Origin of the sequence: Nibrella saemangeumensis (assembly GCF_039541915.1) — a bacterium.
GTDB lineage: Bacteria > Bacteroidota > Bacteroidia > Cytophagales > Spirosomataceae > Nibrella > Nibrella saemangeumensis.
In genome coordinates, this window is record NZ_BAABHD010000084.1 from 550,037 (window position 1) to 569,263 (window position 19,227).

General features: G+C 52.2%; 16 protein-coding genes. 3 read left to right on the forward strand and 13 right to left on the reverse strand.

Annotation, left to right across the window (positions count from 1 at the left end):
* Positions 1-3: 3 nt before the first annotated feature.
* The 10 genes from ABD949_RS29895 to ABD949_RS29940 all read right to left on the reverse strand — a co-directional run bounded on the left by ABD949_RS29895 (position 4) and on the right by ABD949_RS29940 (position 10,804).
* Positions 4-810 carry a DUF2490 domain-containing protein gene (locus ABD949_RS29895; RefSeq protein WP_345250104.1) on the reverse strand — a complete coding sequence of 269 codons (807 nt, stop codon included), beginning with the start codon at positions 808-810 and terminating at the stop codon, positions 4-6.
* A gap of 148 nt (positions 811-958) precedes the next feature.
* Positions 959-1,531 (reverse strand): dihydrofolate reductase family protein, encoded by a 573-nt coding sequence (locus ABD949_RS29900; RefSeq protein WP_345250106.1) that lies wholly within the window; start codon positions 1,529-1,531, stop codon positions 959-961.
* A gap of 274 nt (positions 1,532-1,805) precedes the next feature.
* Positions 1,806-2,861: a proline iminopeptidase-family hydrolase gene (locus ABD949_RS29905; protein ID WP_345250107.1), complete on the reverse strand. Its 1,056-nt coding sequence runs from the start codon at positions 2,859-2,861 to the stop codon at positions 1,806-1,808.
* A gap of 209 nt (positions 2,862-3,070) precedes the next feature.
* Positions 3,071-3,721: a DUF998 domain-containing protein gene (locus ABD949_RS29910; protein ID WP_345250109.1), complete on the reverse strand. Its 651-nt coding sequence runs from the start codon at positions 3,719-3,721 to the stop codon at positions 3,071-3,073.
* Positions 3,722-3,871: 150 nt separating this feature from the next.
* The gene (locus ABD949_RS29915; protein ID WP_345250111.1) at positions 3,872-4,657 is read right to left on the reverse strand and encodes a 3-keto-disaccharide hydrolase; all 786 of its coding nucleotides are present in this window, start codon (positions 4,655-4,657) and stop codon (positions 3,872-3,874) included.
* Positions 4,658-4,695: 38 nt separating this feature from the next.
* Positions 4,696-6,582, reverse strand: coding sequence for a heparinase II/III domain-containing protein (locus ABD949_RS29920; RefSeq protein WP_345250113.1), 1,887 nt, complete (start codon positions 6,580-6,582; stop codon positions 4,696-4,698).
* Between the two features lie 121 nt (positions 6,583-6,703).
* The gene (locus ABD949_RS29925; protein ID WP_345250115.1) at positions 6,704-7,684 is read right to left on the reverse strand and encodes a c-type cytochrome; all 981 of its coding nucleotides are present in this window, start codon (positions 7,682-7,684) and stop codon (positions 6,704-6,706) included.
* A 169-nt stretch (positions 7,685-7,853) separates the two neighbouring features.
* Positions 7,854-8,141: a hypothetical protein gene (locus ABD949_RS29930; RefSeq protein WP_345250117.1), complete on the reverse strand. Its 288-nt coding sequence runs from the start codon at positions 8,139-8,141 to the stop codon at positions 7,854-7,856.
* A 231-nt stretch (positions 8,142-8,372) separates the two neighbouring features.
* Positions 8,373-9,296, reverse strand: a complete 924-nt coding sequence (locus tag ABD949_RS29935) for a phosphate/phosphite/phosphonate ABC transporter substrate-binding protein (protein ID WP_345250119.1) — start codon at positions 9,294-9,296, stop codon at positions 8,373-8,375.
* An 89-nt stretch (positions 9,297-9,385) separates the two neighbouring features.
* Entirely contained in the window at positions 9,386-10,804 is a 1,419-nt protein-coding gene (locus ABD949_RS29940) for an enolase C-terminal domain-like protein (protein WP_345250121.1), read from the reverse strand.
* Between the two features lie 195 nt (positions 10,805-10,999).
* On the opposite strand from ABD949_RS29940, the gene ABD949_RS29945 reads away from it, so the two are divergent.
* Entirely contained in the window at positions 11,000-11,515 is a 516-nt protein-coding gene (locus ABD949_RS29945) for a hypothetical protein (protein ID WP_345250123.1), read from the forward strand.
* An 82-nt stretch (positions 11,516-11,597) separates the two neighbouring features.
* On the opposite strand, the gene ABD949_RS29950 is transcribed toward ABD949_RS29945, so the two are convergent.
* From ABD949_RS29950 to ABD949_RS29960, 3 genes are all read right to left on the reverse strand, one after another.
* Positions 11,598-12,476 (reverse strand): hypothetical protein, encoded by an 879-nt coding sequence (locus ABD949_RS29950; RefSeq protein WP_345250125.1) that lies wholly within the window; start codon positions 12,474-12,476, stop codon positions 11,598-11,600.
* A 78-nt stretch (positions 12,477-12,554) separates the two neighbouring features.
* Positions 12,555-13,979 carry an MBOAT family O-acyltransferase gene (locus tag ABD949_RS29955; RefSeq protein WP_345250127.1) on the reverse strand — a complete coding sequence of 475 codons (1,425 nt, stop codon included), beginning with the start codon at positions 13,977-13,979 and terminating at the stop codon, positions 12,555-12,557.
* 196 nt (positions 13,980-14,175) lie between these two features.
* Positions 14,176-14,928: a hemerythrin domain-containing protein gene (locus ABD949_RS29960; RefSeq protein WP_345250129.1), complete on the reverse strand. Its 753-nt coding sequence runs from the start codon at positions 14,926-14,928 to the stop codon at positions 14,176-14,178.
* A gap of 382 nt (positions 14,929-15,310) precedes the next feature.
* Between ABD949_RS29960 and ABD949_RS29965 the strand changes: the two genes are divergently transcribed.
* Both ABD949_RS29965 and ABD949_RS29970 read left to right on the forward strand, forming a co-directional pair.
* Complete coding sequence (locus ABD949_RS29965) at positions 15,311-17,905, forward strand: YfhO family protein (RefSeq protein WP_345250131.1); 2,595 nt, start codon at positions 15,311-15,313, stop codon at positions 17,903-17,905.
* Between the two features lie 187 nt (positions 17,906-18,092).
* Positions 18,093-19,226: a T9SS type B sorting domain-containing protein gene (locus ABD949_RS29970; RefSeq protein WP_345250133.1), complete on the forward strand. Its 1,134-nt coding sequence runs from the start codon at positions 18,093-18,095 to the stop codon at positions 19,224-19,226.
* Position 19,227: the final 1 nt, after the last annotated feature.

Consider the following 19,227-nt stretch of genomic DNA (forward strand, 5'->3'; position numbering starts at 1 on the left):
GCTTCAGTCCTGCTGTGAAGGTAGCTTTTCGGGGGGAGTTGCTGAACCTTGCCGGCGGGCAATCCGGTACGTGACCTGAATCACAACGTTGTTTTTAGCGGATGCCGACTGCGGGGTAAAGATGCCCTTTTCAAAAGAAGCCGGATTGTAGTTGGTCTGGTTCACCCAGCCAAGCTGTAGCGTCAGGGCGTTATTTAGCTGGTAACCAATTCCGGCATACAGGCGGTTTCGCTCAAAGGTAGGCCCCGTCGGATTCAGGAAAATCTCGTCGAATGCCGACAGAAAGAATGTATTGCTGGTAATGGTCCGCTTATTCACGGGCAAAAACATATTCAGGCGATACCGGATGCGGTTGCGGAATGACTGCGAATCATCGCGGAAGGTAAACCACCGTTGCTCTACGCGGTACCGGTGCTCAAACCGCAGCCGGTCCAGAAAATGGTTGATGACCAGTTGTTGCCAGAACCGTTTTTCGGTATTGAGCGGGCCGTCGGTCAATTCCTTGTAATCATAAGTGGCGTAGCGGCCCCCGGCCAGCGTAAAGGTGAAACTGGGGCTCAGGTCGTAGCTGATGCCACCTTTCAGCTCATAATAGAAAAACTCCCGGAACAGCGTGTTGCTCCGGCCCTGTACTTCGGCGAAACCACCCCATTTTTTAGGGCCACCCGGTACGGAAAGCGTGCCGATAAACCAGGTACCCAGCGGCTCGCTGGGCAGGGGCGTGGTTTGCGCAAAGGCACCGATTAGGGTAGAAGTAGTCAGTAAAAGACCGAGTATGCGTCTGGTCAGGGCAGCGTAAGTCGTGAACACGGAGGGCCTGAAGTTAACTATAGCAAAGGTAAAGGTGGGAACGGAAAGTTAATCCGGTGCCTGTCTGTTTTTTGACATTGCCCACTTCCCGCCAATAGGAAACGTTTAGTTGAGTGTCATGGATAGACAAGTCCACCCAAAGCTCCCATTAGCTGCGTTTTGGCTCGTAATGAAGTACAACAATTCCGCAGTCAAAGGCCGTAGCGCGGATTAAGGTTAGCTGCTGGTTAGCATCAAGCTCCCTGAAAATGACCATTCCTTGCCCAATGGCCGTGGGGTTGATAAATAAATGATATTCGTCAATCAGCCCCTGTCTGATTAGTGCCGATACAAACGTGGCACCCCCATACGCAATAATGTCTTTTCCGTTTTGGCTTTTCAGGGCATTGATTTCTTCGGTAAGGTCACCTTTCGCCAACACCGTATTGGCCCAGACTGGCTCGTCCAGCGTTTTGGTAAAAACAACTTTGTGGGTATCGGTAAATTTTCTGCCGGCCGAAAACTCAGGATTATGCGGATCGGCCGCTACCGATGCCCAATACGGGATAAAGCCCTGAGCAAGATTCCGGCCAAGCACGATGCAGTCGACGGGCTTGGTAAGATTGGTTACGTAGTTTTTCAATGCATCGTCCCAGTTATACGTCATCCAGTCCATTTCCCCATTTGGGCCTGCTATGTATCCGTTGAGGGTTGTTTGCACCTGAAGCTTTAATTTTCTCATTGCAGTTTGGTTGTGTGCCTGTTTGCAAAGGTAACTACCCATGCGGCAACTAACGGGGATTACGCCAACAAATAGCACTATAGGAAGCTGGGGTCTCGAGAACTTGGTCGATCCCGCCTACCGCAATGAAACGCTTGTTTCTACAGGGTTATTATCGTGGGTAGACAGTCAACAGTCATTCAAAACCATAAACAACCAGCAAGAACGCTCGAATGGTTCGCAAATTGGTGTTCTCACACAAGACTGTCAGGAATGGGTAGCCGCCGGCGGGCGCTTACAACGTCATTTTCTTCTCTCCGGCATCCACACCCTTCAGGAATTTGATGAGTCCCTTCATGTAGGTCTGCTGATCGTCGTACATGGCCATGTGGCTGCCGTTGGGGCAATGCAGGTAGCTGCCGTTGGGAAGTTGGGTTGCCATCCACTTCATATGGGCCGGGTCCATGGTATCGTGCTGGGCACCAATTACCAACGTCGGCACGGTGATTTTGGGTAAGTCGGCTTTGCGGTCCCACTTTGCCAGTTTGCCGGCAATGCCAAATTCACTTGGCCCCTGCATGGTCACGTAGAGCGACTGATTCATCTTGCCGTTGGCACGCTGCATGGGTTCCGGCCACTGGTCCAGCGGCAATCGGCAGAAGTGCTGGGTATAGTAATTCGGTACGAGAAGTTCCATGTAGCGCGGGTCGCTGTAGGCTCCTTTGGCTTCCAGAGCCCGGATTTCCTTCAGCACGGCCGGGTCCATCTGCTTCGCCAATACCTCATCGGCGTATTTGCCGTACTCCGGGCAGCTAGCCATCATGTTGGAGATGATCAGCCCCTTGAGGTTACTGCCATACTTCAGCGCGTATTCCATCGCCAGGATACCGCCCCAGGAGTGGCCCAGCAGGTAGAAGTTATCTGTCGACAAGCCCAGGGCGGTACGGACCTGCTCCACTTCTTCCACGTAGCGGGGCAGATCCCAGAAGGCCGTGTCTTTAGGGTTGTCTGAATTGCCGGTACCAAGCTGGTCGTAGTAGATAAACTCAATACCTTCGGCGGGCAGGAAGCTTTCCATCCCTTCGAAGTACTCGTGCGTAGAACCGGGGCCGCCGTTGAGCAGCAGGAGTTTGACGGTTGGGTTGTTGCCGAAACGTTTAGTCCAAACGTTGAGTTTTCCTTTCGGCGTCTGGATGGGGATGATTCGAACGCCCCCGTCGGCTACTCCGCTTGTGTCTGCTGCAAAGTAGGTTTTCAGCGTGGCCTCGTTATTGACCGTGTCGGTTTTCGTGGATTGGCAGGACCAGAGCAGGCCGATGGCTCCGAGGAACAGAAAGGAGAGGTATTTCATAGCAGGAAGAAGAGGTGAGTTTGTTCCCAAGTATAGACACTTTTCGACAATATTCCAGAGGTTCGATTACCCAAACTGTGGCCATGCTATCCAGGGCAATCTTTTCTAAGAAGAAATTCAGCTATTAAGCGTAAACTGCCGAGGGCTGCAAAGTCGCAACCCTCGGTGAAGCAGTTAGCTAATCGTCATGTCCAGCCTGGCACCAGTAGTCAGCGGGTAGCCCGTGCTAATGAGGAACGGACACCCATGGCAACAAACACAAGCCACGCTACACAAGCCAGCACAAAGATTCGCTGGGTGAGCCCCTGTAGGACCGTGTCAAGGACCATGGAAACGATAAAGGAGATAAAGATGATGGCCACAATAACCAGGGCGGTAGTTGCCATCCAGCGTAATAATGGCATTTTTTGGAAGCGGAGCGAGAGCAGCAGGGACGCAGCCATCAGGGCAAGAAAGGCAACCATGGCTGCCATAAGATGAATCTGACCGGAAGAGGTTACCGGCTCCACTCCTTCGTCAATCGGAAATATGCCATCCAGCATCACGCTAACTCCCCATATCGTGAGTAAGGCGATTCCGGCTTTCCACACCAACCCACCCGCGTTTTCCAGCCGAAAAAGAGCCAGCACCAGCAGGAGAGAGCCGGCCCCCAGAGCTAGAAAACCCGCCGTCAGCAGGTACCCAAACGACCCCACGCCGTACTCGCTGATGAAACGAATCGTGGGGTCAAACTCCGGACTGATCAGGTGAAGAAGCAGGACAGCACCGGTAAACGTTAGCGTGCCGACCCCACTCAACAGGGTTAATAGCCGAATGGATTCGAGATTTTCGCGGGAGAGGGTACCAGCTGCAGGAGTCATGGCTTACCTGATTAAGGATTTGACTGTAATGTTACCTCAATGTAGCTAAGCCAGACGCCTGTTTCTTAAACCATTTATTTAACGGTAAGCGGTTGAAAGTGATTGGCCAATTTTCAGTTGTGTGTTCGTCAGAAGTGAAACAAATAGTGTTTAAAAATCCGTATTCGCGTCCTTGATGTCCATTTCTTTAATCCAGATGTTGCGGTAGAGTACATCGTGGCCTTCGGCCTGGAGTTTCAGGCCGCCGGGCGCATCGGTGATGCCTTTGCCGCCATTGTTGCCGCCATCCATGCCGGAGTTGGGGCCACCCCAGACCTGGTTGATCTTCTGGTTGGTATGTACCTTTTTGCCGTTGAAGTACATCGTCACCATGGCCGGTTCGGTGCGCTGGCCGTTCTGGAAGCGGGCGGCCCGGAACAGGATGTCGTAGGCGTTCCACTTGCCTACGCCATTGTAAGCGAAGTACGGCGAAGGCGATTCGTTGATGACTGCGGCCATACCGTGCGAGGTGGTGTCTCCGTCGAGCACCTGAATCTCGTAGCGGTTTTGCAGGTAAACGCCACTGTTGCCGCCGGGCTTACTGATGTAGAACTCCACGTGCAGGCGAAAGTCGCGGAAAGGCTTCTTGGTCACAATGTCGGCGGCTCCGTATTTACCACCGGCACCGGCGGGGTCGTTGCTGCTCATGGCTGTGCCAGCACCGGCCGGATCTTTCACGATTTCCCACTTAATGGGCAGGCTGGCAGCTAGTCGTGGCCCTTGCCAGTAGGTCCATTTGTCGTCGAGCATCTGGCGCGAACCGTCAAACAGCACTTCGGCGCCTTTGGGCGGTCTGGTGCCTACGCCAACGGGTTCTTTGAGAATAGTTGTGGCTGTTAAACCAACGGTAATGGCCAGAAGGGTAGTGGTTAGGGTACTGCGGAATAAGGTGGGCATATCGGTTGTTACGTGTTATTGATTGGCTAAGGTAGTGTTTATTTCGGCCACTGCGCTAGGGGTTGAACCGGTTTCGTGGCATTACCAGCGGTTTTTTCCGGGAGTAGCAACACCGTGATTGCTCCTTTGGAACTGGCCGGCATCGGGGCATCGAACGTCAGCAGCGTGGTGCCTGGGTTAGGGGCATCGTAGTCGTGCGAAGGATTGGTGGGTGAGGTTTTGAGCGTTATACCCGCCGGTTCCTGTACCTGCAAAATCAGTTTTTTGCCGTCTTTAGTGAGTTCGGCCCGGTTGGGAGCCGTAATTTTTACGTCGGCCGGCGTGAGCATTGTCCACCGCACAAGGGTCTCTTTCGGCAGCGTTTCCACCTCATCCCGAACGACTACGTAGGCTTTGTCGACAATGGCAATGCCGCGGTTTGCTTTGGCCAGGGAGTTTTTATACGCCTGGGTTATATCCGTGGTGGCACTGGTAAAGGACGGCGAAGCAGACGTACTGGTCATCGGGGCAAAGCTCTCCACCACCTGCAGCTCGTTGTTAACCGTTAGCGTGTTATGAACAAAGTTATTGTAGCGGTATACCTGCCAGCGTTGGGCGTTCTGATCCCGGCCCCAAAGCTGCACACCTTTTGACTCCAGCGAGTTATAATCCTGCATGCCGAAATCCATTGCCCACCGCACGCCGTCGGCCTCCATCACAAACGAGCCAATATCCATATGGGCATGACTGGCCGATGGGGAGCCGGCTTTCAGGCCGACAAATATAGCGGCCGGATCGCTCCACGACGATCGCATCAGCGCTACCGGATTCTTGCCGCCCCCTGTCCACAACAGGCTTTTGGGTTCAGCTACGTTGTTCAGGTCAATGCCTCCACCCCAAATTAGGGTAGCCGGCAGCAGGCGGTTGTTTACGAACTTGCCGGCACCGTCCTTCGTTAAGCGGTCCCGTTCTACCCACAGCAGGGAGGGGTCGTTTAATTTGGAAGCAAACCAGAACATAGCAGGCTGTAAGCTACCGCCGGTTCCGGCATCTGAGTAGTTGAACGAACTGCCGGTGGGCCCGGTCATGTTGGCCAGATACCCCGCCGTTTTCAGAAAGCCGGGTTGCTGCGAAACGCCAAAATCCTTCCCAAACGCTTTTTCGAGGGCGCTGATGAACATGACGTTGAAACCGGTTCCGTAACCCCAGTAGCCATAGCCTTCCGGATAGGCCCCTTCCGGTGCATATTCCTTCATTGGGAGAACAATGGTTTCAATGGCGCGGTTGAAAACCTTCCGGGCCAGTTCGGGCTGATCCTCATAAATGGCCAGCGCTCCATAGGTCATACCCGCATTGCAGACCTGATTCCAGTTGTTGGTCACTTTCAGAAAGCCATTGTATTTTGAGTCGAACGAGGGCTCAATTCCTTTTTTTAGAATGGCTTCTTTGATGGTTGCCCGCGACTGGGCGGACAGGCCCTTGTGCAGCCAGTCGTAACCGATGGCAGCCGCCATGGTCATTTCGGCCACATCCAGAAAGTGAGACGGATTCCAGTCGCTAAAGGCAGAAATGGCCAGTAATTCTTTTTCCCCCCGCTGCAGGTATTTAGGCTGCTGGGTCATCCGGTATGCATAGGAGAGGAAGAATAGCCGGCGCAGGGCTTCCCGGGATTTGTCCAGCAGCCGGCGGCCAATCTGAATCCGTTCTACCGGGGCTACCGTGAGCAGATTGTCGCATTCCGTCAGGATGGCCTGGTGAAAGTTGTTCCAGGTTGGATTGGCCCCGATCGTTCGCTTCAGGGCCTGCTCTTCACCCTGGAGTAGCAGAATGCGGGGATGATCGGGTAGCTTTACCGATGGGCCAATGGGGTCGGCCTGCGCCAGGGCAGATGCCCGGATCAGACACAGAAGTAGTGCCGTTTTCAGGAAAAATATCAGCGGTTTCATGTTGGTAAGGGCTTTCTGTACAAAGATGAGGACCAGCCTTTTATACCGCTCCTGAAAACCTATTAAGGCTTATAAGCAGAAAAGGCCGGTAGCCCGGCCTTTTCACGTGATGCTTTGTTACTTATTTTGACGCCAGTTGTACAGCGGCATTTTTCTGGGCGATATCGTTGTGGATCTTCGGTACCGTCTTCAGGTACTCGTAAATAGCGCCTACCTCATAATCAGACATACTCGGGCGGGGAGCCATCGGCTGGCGCAGCATAGAGCCGTCGGGCCGGACGCCATACTTTACCGCCTGGACAAACTGCTCTCTGGTATATTTTCTGGCGATTCCAGTCTCTTCATCAAACGTCAGGTTGGCCGTATAGACCGGCTTCCCATCAGGTCCGATCAGCTCGATACCGCCACCATAGAAACCCTTCGACTTTTCGGGATTTACTTTATCCTGCTGAATCATGTCGCCCGAATGGCAGGCATAGCAATCGGCTACGGCATTAGCGGTATACCGGCCAAAAGCCACCTGGTCGGTGCTGTCGGGAGCCAATATCGGCTGCTGTGGGTACTCTGCCGGCTTCATAATGGTATTCGCCAGGACTTTGGAGAAGAAGCTATACTCGATTTCCGGCGCTTCATTCTTGCTGGGCTGAACCGGAAAGCGGTCAGAACGCAGCCACGCTACCACCGATTTCACATCTTCGTCGGACATCAGCGTGTATTTAGGCATTACGCCGGCAAACGTACCATCGGGTCTGATGCCTGTGCGCAGAAAGTAGATAATATCGCCGTCGGTCCATTTACCAATGCCTTTCTCGGAATCCTGCGTAATGTTCTTGGAATAGATTTTTCCAAACAGGGCAGGCACATCGTCCATATGTTTGCCGGTAAGCCGGTTCTCCTGATCGGCATGGCAGGCCATACACTGCAAGTGGGCAATGGCTTCGCCCCGCTGAATCCGGGCCGGGGTACGCTCCACCGTAATTTTGGGGGTAACGGGCGGCTCGTAGGTTGGAATCCCGGTAACCAATACGTATCCGCAGAAGGCTGCCAGCAGCAAGACCAGGCTTCCCAGCCCAATGCCGATAATCTTCAATGCCTTTTTCATGGTAATGGTGTGATTAGAAGGTTGTTAGTCACTAGTCAGTAGTAAATGTGGCACCTTGCCTGCTGGTTTCCAGCCTGAATTGCCCTGAAACGGAAAAAGCCCGCTTTGAACTGGCTCAAAGTGGGCTTTAATTGATTTGACCTAATCTTATCGTAGGAACATACTACCGTTACTCATCCATTAGCGATAGGGTTATTTCTGACGAAATCGTTAGTTTCTTATGTTTTGATTTAGCTTCTGCAACAATGTATGACAATTTTTCTAACTGCTTTTTTAACTCAGGAATCCTTCTTACTGCAGTTTCATCTTGCTTTCCGAACCGTTCTTGTGAACTAAAATTCTTCATTTGATGAAAGTGAATTTTAGTTAAAAAAATATTCGTTAAAACTTCTCGTGCTTCTTCAACGGAGAAATCGCCTTCAATTAAGTTTAACGTTTCAATGTCAATCTCAGTCATTGTGCATGCTTGCATAGTATTTTTCAGTTAAGTGAATTGTAGTTTCAGTAAAGGATTCTACACCTCAGGTGAAAGTCATGGCACAAAAGTCAGTGACAAATACTATAAATGAAAATTTATATATTTGATAAATGGCATAAGAGATATTTATGATATATACTTTGCATGTAAGATTAGCCACTTTTTACTCAAAACACCTCATGTCTGATACTTTGCAAAGAGACCGTCTGTTTACCGAATCAGGTTGGCGAAGCTTTCGATCAGTTCACGAGGAGCGCCTATCTCGCGCTGGTACGCGTGGTAAAAAGCCATATCGATTGGTCTGAATCGCTCCGCCTGTTTGGCCTCTGACCATCCTGATCGTAGGCTGATGAGGGCACCTGGATACTGCTGGTGAAGAGTTAACAGCACTTGTTGAATCTTTTTTTGTACAGGAACTGATATCGATTTTTTGAGCAGTACGGGACCAAGTGGAATTTCACCTGATAGCCAGATAAGTTTGACCTGCCGGGTAGCCAGGGAATCCCGGTGAATAGCCTTGTAGTATTCTTCGCTGCCAAACGCGGCCAGGTCTGTTTGTCCGTCTATCACTTGCTGAACGGCGGCCGCATGGGTTTTGCTGTAAGTTACCTGTTTAAACTGTTTCTCGGGTTGGGTAATACCTGATCCGTACAGGAATGCCCTCGGTATCAGGTTGCCGGACGTAGACGTTTCACTGACGAACGTCATGCGGTAAAGAGCCGATCGGTCTTTTAGCTGCGTCAGGTTGTCAATAGGCAGCGACTTACGGGCAATAAGGGCTGTCTTATAGTTGTCGCGGGTAGAGGAGGCTGTCTGAAGGGCTGCAACCGGTATATACTGCTGGTCGTTTCGGTTTGTGAGCAGCAGATAGCCAAAGGTGCTGATCAGGGCAATATCAACCTCTCCGGCCTCCAGACCCTGAATGAACGCTGATACGTTCGGATAGCTTTTGATATCGACCGGCAGGCCTAGCTCCCTGCTGAGCGCCGAGGCCAGCGGCTGAATATTTTGCAGCCGGTTGTTATCGGCGTAGGTGTATGTGGCTAAGGTTAACTTTTTCGGTTGCGCATAGGTCAATACGGTGACTAAGCAAAATACCAGGAAGACCAGGCGTTTGGCTGAAGAAGCATTCATGTGGTGTGGATTTACAAATGGATTCCGCAAAACTACGTCTCCCGCCTTTGCGAACGTAAAGCTGTTAGTAATCGGTAAAGGGTGTCGGGTCAGCTTGCCGAAAATAAATCCTGATAATGCGGAGACGGCGCGAAGATGCCGCCACTTTTCTGATAGTAGTCGTCGGTCAGCTCGAATACCCCCTTCCGTACTTTTGTCCAGGACGCCGATGCGTAAGGGTGATACTGGGCCAGTGTATGCCAGTTCCTGTAGTACTGGTGGCCGTTGGCTTCCTGCAGGCCGATGCTCATGCCGGGGAAGGGGGGCAGCCGGGCCGCTACGTTTTTGTTCCAGTCAACCAGAATGGGGTTCACGGTCAGATCGGCGCAGAAACAAGGTACCTTTTTTTCGTAAGCGAGCTGCGCAATCTTCATGGTCATGCTGAGGGTCTTGGCAATGGCTTTGACGGCAATGGCCGAATACCCCAGCTCGATGCGCCGGGCGGCATCCTCTACGGTATGGGCGCTCTCGTCGGCGGCAACCCGGACACCCAGATCGCCTACGTATTCCTCTACGTGTTCCGGGAAGGGTTCTTCGATGACGGCAATCTGGTCGAAAGCCCCAATCTTTTGGGCGTGGTCCAGAAAGCGCAGCAGTGTTTCTTTTTTCTCGTACCGGCCGTTGGCATCGAAGTAGTACGGGATTTTGCCGCTTTGGGTGTACGGCGTTTCGTAGTGGCCGATTGCTTTATGAAGGGCCGTCAGAAAGGCAATGTCCTTCCCGATCATCTCCTGCTGCGTACCGGCGGAGCCCGTTTTGAGTTTCAGGATAAAATAGCCCTGGTCGGCGGCCGCTTTGATCGCGTCGGGCGTGGTGCCAACGGCGAAGGCCGGAATGCTGGCTACCTTGGTATGACGGTAGGACAGACCCGGCTTATACCGGGCCGGAATCATATCATCGAAGGTCTTTATGCCGTTCTCCTGCGCGTAGAGCAGCCAGGCAGCATTATCGACGCTAACGAGGGCATTCAGAGCGAAGGTCTTCCGCAGATCGGGGTTACTGGTGATTTTTTTGGCGTAGGCAAATACCTCTGGCAAGAGGGTATCCAGGAGTTCCACCGGATTGGTAAACGAGGTGCCTTTGATGAGCTGAAGAGCGCGGTCGGTGACGGCGTACATCAGGGCATTCCCCGCCCGTTCCGAATGGGCGGCAAACACGGTTGAGTCTGACCACAATACACCCTGGGTGCACAGGCCTACTTTCCGGATACCCGATTCGCTCTCCAGTAAAGCTGCCGTCTGCCAGCTCTCCGTGATAGCACTGCCTTTGAAACGGTAGGGAATCAGCGGCTCCCGCTCAAACGTAGAATCGACCCGTTTAATGCGGATGGTGGTAACTGGTAGCGTGGTGGTCGTGTCCCGGGCGAGGGCAGTTATGGAGGGATTCAGGCCCAGCGTCAGTAAGGCACCCGACTGCTGGATGAAATCACGGCGACTGAAACGATTGCTTCTGGTAGTTGGGTGCTGCATAAAGAGCCTAGAGTAGTAAACGGATACGCGAGATGTCCTGATATAAACAAAAGCCGTGGCGCAATCTACCCATTACCATTGTGCGGACAATTTATACGATTCGGCTCCACATCCTGTCAGTTCAGGCAGATTCACGTTGGCAGCGGAAGCTGGTCCGCTGATCTTTGTCTGACAAACATCCCATAACTATCTCCCATGCAAACCTTTTTTGATCAGTACATCGACCTGGCCGTTCTGGCGCTTTGTTTTGTGTTTACCATCATTAACATGATCAGGATGGTCCGTCAGGCTGCGGTACCTGTCCGGATAGTACCCGCCATTCTGCTGGTCTTTGGTGCCACGGCCATCGCCAGCTTTCTCGGTTTCGGCCACCTGTTTGAAATCAGCTTTCATGCCGTAGAACGGATGATAACCGGTACGTTTACATTCGACTTCAGGTTTTATTCGCTGATCCTGCTGGGCATGGTCCTGCTTTCGCTCAGCGTCCGGATGCTTCGCCAGATTACTGGGTTGTTCCAGGGTGTGCCGGGCAGTCAAATGGCTATTATTAAAACAATGGTGCTGATTGTAGTCGTTAGCGCGCCTACAGGGGCGTTTTCGCCGATCGGCTTTGTCCCTTCCATCGCCTGCGCTATTTCCCTGCTGGGCTTACCGTTTGCGTTAAAAGGAGGGGTAGCCGCTCCGATTGAGGAGGAAATAGCGGTTTACTAAGCTGACTTGTCAGCGCTCAATAGCGGCCGCGAATCTATCCGCTGACTTTGCTGTCGTACAACCTGCGCAGAGCGGTATTGCTTTACCTGTTCGTATTCGCCAGCATCATAGACCCTTCGAGTTGTTGTTTCAGATAGGCAGTAAAACGGCCACTATCTCGATAGGTCAAATGTATCCCATCCGTTGTTACGTAGGGTTCCTGCGGCAGTTTTATGTGCGTATAAGCCGGCTCCGGAAAGTATTCACAAATGTATCGGCGAATCTGTCGCGCTACAGGAAGTGTCTGTAGTTCAGCCTCAGTAGGTACTTCAAAGAAAACCACGCTGGCCCCCCGCTGTCGAAGTAAGTTGACTTGGTTTTTGATTTCACCGAAAATACATCGAAACTCCGAGTCTGCCTGGGTTTGTTGGTGGCTGGTAAATTCATAAATTGTTCTCTGCCGTACGGCGGAGTCTACCCGAAAAGCAGTTTCAGGGATAATGGTCCTTGTTTTACCGTAATGCCAATCACGCACGAGTGCTTTAAGGACGCCGACCGGTTGGTATTTCTGCCTGAAAAACGGTAAGTATTTTTTAGCCGTTTGCCAGTACGAACCGTCTGCTACGTTGCTCAGAAAATCTGATTTTGGCAGGCTGAGCGTATTGATCTCAATTAGAATTAATTTGGGCGTACGATCACTCATCGTTATCAATTGTAGGCCTTCCCGTGCCGATAATCCGCCGAATGACAGATCCCGACAACCGTTCGGCAGACTATCCAAAAGCAAACGACTACTTAAAGAGGAGCCAAGTATAAGTGTATCAAAATTTTGCTTTGATTCATATAGAAACTCCTCCGCCTTTACAATATTCCGCTGTTCTATCGTTTGAGCTGAGCGGCTTATTGTATGCCCGAATTTGTGGATCCAACTGCTATAAACTACCAGTAAAAGAAAGGTTACCAGTAAGGTTTTACGCATCATTTCGTGAAAAGATTTATTTCCTCAGATTCTGTTCATTTTTTATCAAGTAAATAAAATACACCCGGTAAATGAGCTGCCCTAGAATTGGAAATAGATAAAAGTACTACTGGAACCACTATTGGTGATGATCATGAACAACATAAAACTATTGATAGCTACATCCAAATGAGGCCATTGCGCCGACAACGCCTGCTGGTTTGCTCCCTGTTTTCGAAGCAGATAAAACCAATGATAAGCTAAAACCGGTATAGAATATACGGCGATAAAGCCAACGCTTAATACTTCGTGTGGCTTTCGAGAGTTCATAAAAAGGGAGCGCCCATACGCCAGTACATGGTCAAAATCAGGCAGCCGGAATAGCAGCCACGCGAACGTGACATAGCCAAATACAAGAACAACTTTAACAGCCTGTAACCAGGAAGCACGGGGCAGGCGAATGTAATCCCTGACCAGCCGTTCTCCTGCCAGCGCCAGGCCGTGGGCAAGTCCCCACACGGCGTAGCTCCAGGCGGCCCCGTGCCATAAACCCCCTAACACCATTGTCAGTAACAGGTTTATATACGTCCGTACGGGACCGCGTCGGTTGCCTCCCAGCGGAATGTATAAATACTCACGTAAAAAACTTGACAGCGAAATGTGCCAGCGTCGCCAGAAGTCTGAAAATGACGTAGCCATGTATGGAAAATTAAAATTTATTGGAAACCGGTAGCCGAACAGAGCCGCAAGGCCTAAGGCTATGAGCGAGTAACCGGCAAAATCAGCGAATATCTGCATCGAATAGCCAAAGAGAAGCGCGATCAATGTGAACGAGGATACCGTTTCGAAATAGGGGTAAGTCATCAACACCGTGTAATCTTTGAGATTGTCGGCAACGACCATCTTCAAAAAGTAGCCAAGCACCAGTGTTCGGAAGCAATACTCCCACTGGACATCTTTTAATAACTTCGGGCTGATTTGAGGTAAGAAAAAATGAGCTTTTACGATGGGTCCGGCTATCAGCTGGGGAAAAAACGCCTTGAATAATAAAACTGTTCGGGCATGTTTAATCAGACTCCGGGCAATCAGCGTTCGGTACTCGTTCACCTCGCGGTTGCGGTAGGTATCTACAATCAGACTAATGCCCTGAAATGTAAAAAATGAGATGCCAATAGGCAGAGGGAGACTGACCAGCCATTCGCCTAAGGCGGTGCCGGATGGAAAAAAAGTCTCACCAAGCAGCGGACCATATTTGTAAAAGCATAGGATCGATAGATTGCCCACTACTCCACAGATAGCAATTGTTTTTCTCAACGATTGGCGACCAAATACGACGAAATAGCTGGTCAGAATGTTGATCAATACTGACAATAATAATAGCCAGAGTAGGTCAGCCTGGCCATAGGCGTAAAAAAGGAGACTGGCAATAATTAATAGTGGAACCTGCCAGCGGCCAACGCCAGGGAAGTAGTATAAACAGAAAGTAATCAGCAGGAGCCTGATGAATTCAAAACTGTTGTACAGCATACACCATAGGCGCTATTTTTTTAGATGGTCTTATAGACAATCTTTGCAAAGCAACCAATAAGAATTATGTTTAAATATAAGATTAGTGAATATAAAGGAGATGAAAAGTAATATAAAAATTTAAACATTTTTATTAAATGGTTACTATCCAAAAATAACTCAACAAAATCGATGGAGTTGTCTGATTTCTGTAAAACTAATTAACATGCAGTTCGGCTGAAGGTATTGATGAACGACTTATTTTAAGACCGGTATATTCAAACTTTTTGCCTTTTTGCGGAATGCCAAGGTAGCAGATGGCCTGCTGAAAATGAGCCCGTGTCAGAATATTCTCTGCAATACTCAACAGCCGGTCGAGCACCGACCGGGGTGCCGAAGCCTTTACTTCGGCCAGCACCGCTTGCCGCTCCGGATTGTTTACGGCCGGTAGCAGGTAGCGGTACGTGATAGCCACATCGGTCGGCGAAGTGTTGGCCAGAATCTGCTGATTCATATCCGTGAGTTCCTCGTCCGTACATAGCGCGTAGACCTTTTCGGCCGTGTCGGTCTCCTCTTCGTCCAGTTGGGTGAGGTATAGGGCCACAAAGCGGTTCAGCGACAGATAAAACGCGTAGCCCAACTGATTCTTCAGGCGGTCAGGGCTGTTGACAACCTCGTTCAACTGAGCCAGCAGTTCGTTTAGCATCCGCTCCATTTTCTCGTGCTGTTCGCAATCATGCGCAGCCATCCCCGACGATTTGGCGTCCAGCATGGGCAGGCAGTACATATCTTCGTTGTATGCGTGCTGCTGTAGAAAGTGGGTCATCTCACCAAACTGAGTCAGGAGACTGGCCACGTCGCCGGCGCTGGTGAAGTCCGTGTAACCAGCCTGGTAGGCGGTGTTGAACAGGGCTTTCCGGATCGCTTTATGGATCGTGCGGAAGGTGTCGGGGCGGTTGTGCGTGTTCATAGCCTTTGTTGTATGGTGGTGTGGAGATCTCGCTTTGTGCTTAATTAAAACTAGAAACTCTTTTCCGAATTTTCAATGGTATTTTGACTAAACGGAAAAAGTGGCTCGTTAACTGTCAAAAACGCTGTCTGAATGGGAAACAGACCGGGCAATCTACGTTTCGTCGGTACGCTTCACCGGTGGAGTCGTAAAATGGGTCGGATTTGTTTTGGTGACGGAAACATCAAGTTAGTTTATGGCGGGTGCAAACAGGAACCGGAGTTACCGGAAATCCTGCAGTAGACTGGTTGAAACATCGGTCCGACAGCGGATTTGTCCTATCTTTGTGGCTATATTGGTCGGTCATTTGGCACCACCAGCCTTAGACGACCTTACATGATATATGAAAAAAACGACCCTTTTTCAACGTCTGGGCCCGCACCTGCTCTTTGTGCTGGCCTTATTTTTGCTCGCATCCATCTATTTTTTACCGGCCTGGCAGGGGAAAGTCATCAATATGCCCGATACCCAGCAGAGTCTGGCAGCCGCCCGCGAAATCCGGGAGGTAAAGGAACAAACCGGCCACGCTCCGCTCTGGACCAATGTGCTGTTCAGCGGGATGCCGTCGTATATGGTGAGTTTTCCCAACCCAACAGCCTTTGTGGGTATGGCCGCGCTGGCCGTTAAAGCCATGTTTCCGGTGCCAGTGATTCTGCTGTTCATGCAGATGCTGGGTATGTATATTCTGATGATCGTTCTGGGAGCCGGCGGCTGGCTGGGCGTTTTAGGGGCGGTTACCTTTGCCTTTGGTACCTACAACCTGGTTAGCATTGAAGCCGGCCACATCTCCAAAGTGTATGCGCTGGCTTACGCGCCGGGTATTCTGGCGGGCGTAATTCAGGCTTTGAGGGGCCGCTACGTGGCCGGTATGGCGCTGACGGCCTTATTTCTGTGTCTAGAGTTCGGGTCCAATCACCTCCAGATTACCTACTACCTGTTTCTGATCCTGGGCATCTACGTTGTTTTTCGGGCGGTGGAACTGGTGCGGGAAGGAAACGTCCGGCAACTGGCGCTGGGCCTGGCTGCCCTCCTGGTAGCCGGGGCCATTGGGGCTGGTAGCTGGAGCACCCGCCTGCTGGCCGTTAATCAGTATTCAAAAGAAACCATCCGGGGCCGCTCGGAACTGACGGCTACCACTACGAGCCAGGGGCAGGACAAGGATCAGACCAACTCGCGGGCCACTTCCGACGGCCTGACCGAAGACTATGCCTTTACCTACAGCTACGGCAAGCTGGAAACCTTTACCCTGCTGGTGCCGGGGTTTATCGGCGGTGGATCGGGCGGAGGGCTTACCACCAGCTCCAATCTGTACCAGGCCATGACGGGGCGGGGTGTCGACCCGGCCGCAGCCAAGCAGTTTGTGGAGCAGGGCGCACCGGTGTACTGGGGAGACCAGCCGATTGTGGGCGGTCCGGCCTATGCCGGTGCCATCATGGTGTTTTTGTTTGTGCTGGGTATGCTCATCAGCCGCAACCGCCTGAAATGGTTTGCGCTCGGGGTTACCCTGTTGCTGATCATGATTGCCTGGGGCAAAAACTTTATGCTGCTCAACGGCTTCCTGTTCAACTATTTTCCGTACTTCAACAAGTTCCGGGCCATGACCATGACCCTGGCCCTGGTGCAGATCTTTATCGGCATGGGTGCCGTGCTGGGGCTTCAGGAGATTGCCCGCCGGAACCTGACTTTTGCCGATTTAAAGAAGCCGTTTCTGATCAGCCTGGGCGCTACGGGTGGGCTGGCGATGCTGTTCGCCCTGCTGGGTGGAACACTGTTCGACTTCCGGGCCGCAAACGATACGCAGGTTTTTACGCAGATATTCGGGGATGCCAACCTGGGTAATGAGATGTTGCGGGCCCTGATCAGCGACCGGCAGAGCCTGTTGCGCAGCGATGCGTTCCGGTCGTTTATCTTTATCGGGCTGGCGGCCGGCCTGCTGTGGCTGTACCTGAACAAGCGACTGAAACCAGCCCTGTTCTACCCCTTACTGGTTGGGCTGGTTGTTATTGATCTGTTTCTGATCGATAAGCGCTGGGTGAACAACGCCGATTTTGTGTCGAAATCTGTTATCCAGAACCAATACGAACCGACTGCCGCCGATCAGCAGATCCTGCAGGATACGGCCATGAGTTACCGGGTGCTGGACAACACGACCAATTTCATGAGCAGCAACAATGCCTCGCAGTACCATAAATCCATCGGGGGCTACAACCCCGCCCGCCTGCGCCGGTACGATGAGTTAATGCAGTATGGCTTTCAGAAGAACCCGGTGGGTATTCTGAATATGCTCAATGCGCGGTATGTTATCCGGCAGGACCAGAACGGCCCCGCTGTGCAGCATAATGCCGAAGCGCTGGGGAACGCCTGGTTTGTGGGAACCGCACGGCTGGTCGATAATGCCGATCAGGAAATGGCCGCTCTGCAGTCGCTGAATCCGAAAGATACCGCTGTGGTGGATAAACGCTTTGCCAACCAGTTGGCCGGCCTGAACTTTCCGCTCAATACCACGGGTAACGCCATCCGGCTGACATCCTATCAGCCGGAGCATCTGAAGTACAGCAGCCAGGCCAGTTCCGATCAGCTGGCGGTATTCTCCGAGGTCTATTACCGGGGCGATTCAGACTGGAACGCTTACATCGACGGGCGTAAAGTGCCCCACTTCCGGGCCAACTACGTTTTGCGGGCCATGCGGGTGCCAGCCGGTAAGCACATCATTGAATTTAAGTTTGAGCCTCCCGTGATCGCCGTCGGCAACACCATCGACCTGGTGGCCAATAGCCTGCTCCTGGGTCTGCTGGTGCTGGGACTGGTGGTGGCTGCCCGGTCAAAAAGCCGGGATGAGGAGGATGACCTGGGTGCATCGGCTCCAGAGTCCCGACCGGCAACCGGTACGGTAGCGGAGCCGGCTAAGACGAAAACTAAAGGAACCGCCAGATCCTGATGGTGTTTCACTCGATTGGTCATGGTCCGGTTATGCCTGCATAGCCGGACCACGTTGTTTATAGGGAAGTAGCCATCGACTCCTACTCATCGTTAACCGGATTACCTGCATTACGATGTATATTTGACAGGCTGTTTGCGAAGTTGTCTGCTAACCCGAAACCGTGCTGAGACCGAATCTCATCGGAATGATTATCTGGATACTGAGCCTGGCAGGCGGTAGCGGGTCGGCATTTGCCCAATGCACCACGCCAAATACATTCACGGGTTCGCTCCGGATCCGAAACGGAATTGGCTGTGTGCCGCTCACGGTTCGCACTACCAGTGATCTGACCGGTGTCCGCAATGTCCGGTACATTTATGACTACAACGGCCGGAATGAAGCAGCCACCACTACCGATTCGACCCATACCTATACGCGCCCCGGCTTGTATCAGATCCTGCAGTTTTCGGAGAAAGACGGATTACCGCTACGGGCCTGCGGGACAGTGATGGTGTACGATACCGTACCGCCGGTTTTTTCGCTGAGCACCTGCCGTAACGATGTTAGCCTGACGATCCCTAACGCCAGTTCCTACCCATACGATTTCTTCCTGGTCAACTGGGGCGACGGACAAACCGATACCCTCCGGGCAACCGGACCCACTGCTGCCCATTCGTACCGCGATAACGCCACCCGGCAAGTTACCGTCCAGGGATCTTTCCGGTACGCCAGCTGCGGGGGGAAAACCAGCCAGACCTTTAGGCCGGCCTCAGCGGCCCAGGTGCCGTTTATCCGGGAGGTGGTGCGCACCGCCCCCCAGACGCTTCAACTTACGATCAGTAATGCCGGTAATGTGCGGGTGCGGGTCCAGCAAAAAGGCCCTGATGGTCTTTATTCGGCGGTCGCTCCAATCGTCGATGGCTCCTCCGTCCAGGTCCGCGTTGGTAATGACACTACCAGCATTAGCTGCTTCCGGCTGGTACTGGCAGATACCTGTGTCGCGGCTACCCCCTCCGGCGACGTGTGCTACGAACCACCCATCAAAACGGCCGAACCCGCATCGGCAGGCTGGTTTCTGCCGGATGCGTTTACCCCGAATGGCGATGGCGTCAACGATCGGTTTGGCGTATTGGGAACCATACCGGCTGGGCGGTTCCGGCTGACTATTTTTGACCGGTGGGGGCGGGTGGTGTTCGACACCGACGATGCCGCCCGGTACTGGGACGGAACCCAGGCTGGGCAACCCGCTGCCAGCGGCATTTACGTCTATAAAGCAGAAATACAGGAAACTGGCGCGCCCTTGCGCCGAAAAACCGGCACCGTACTGGTTGTCCGGTAAA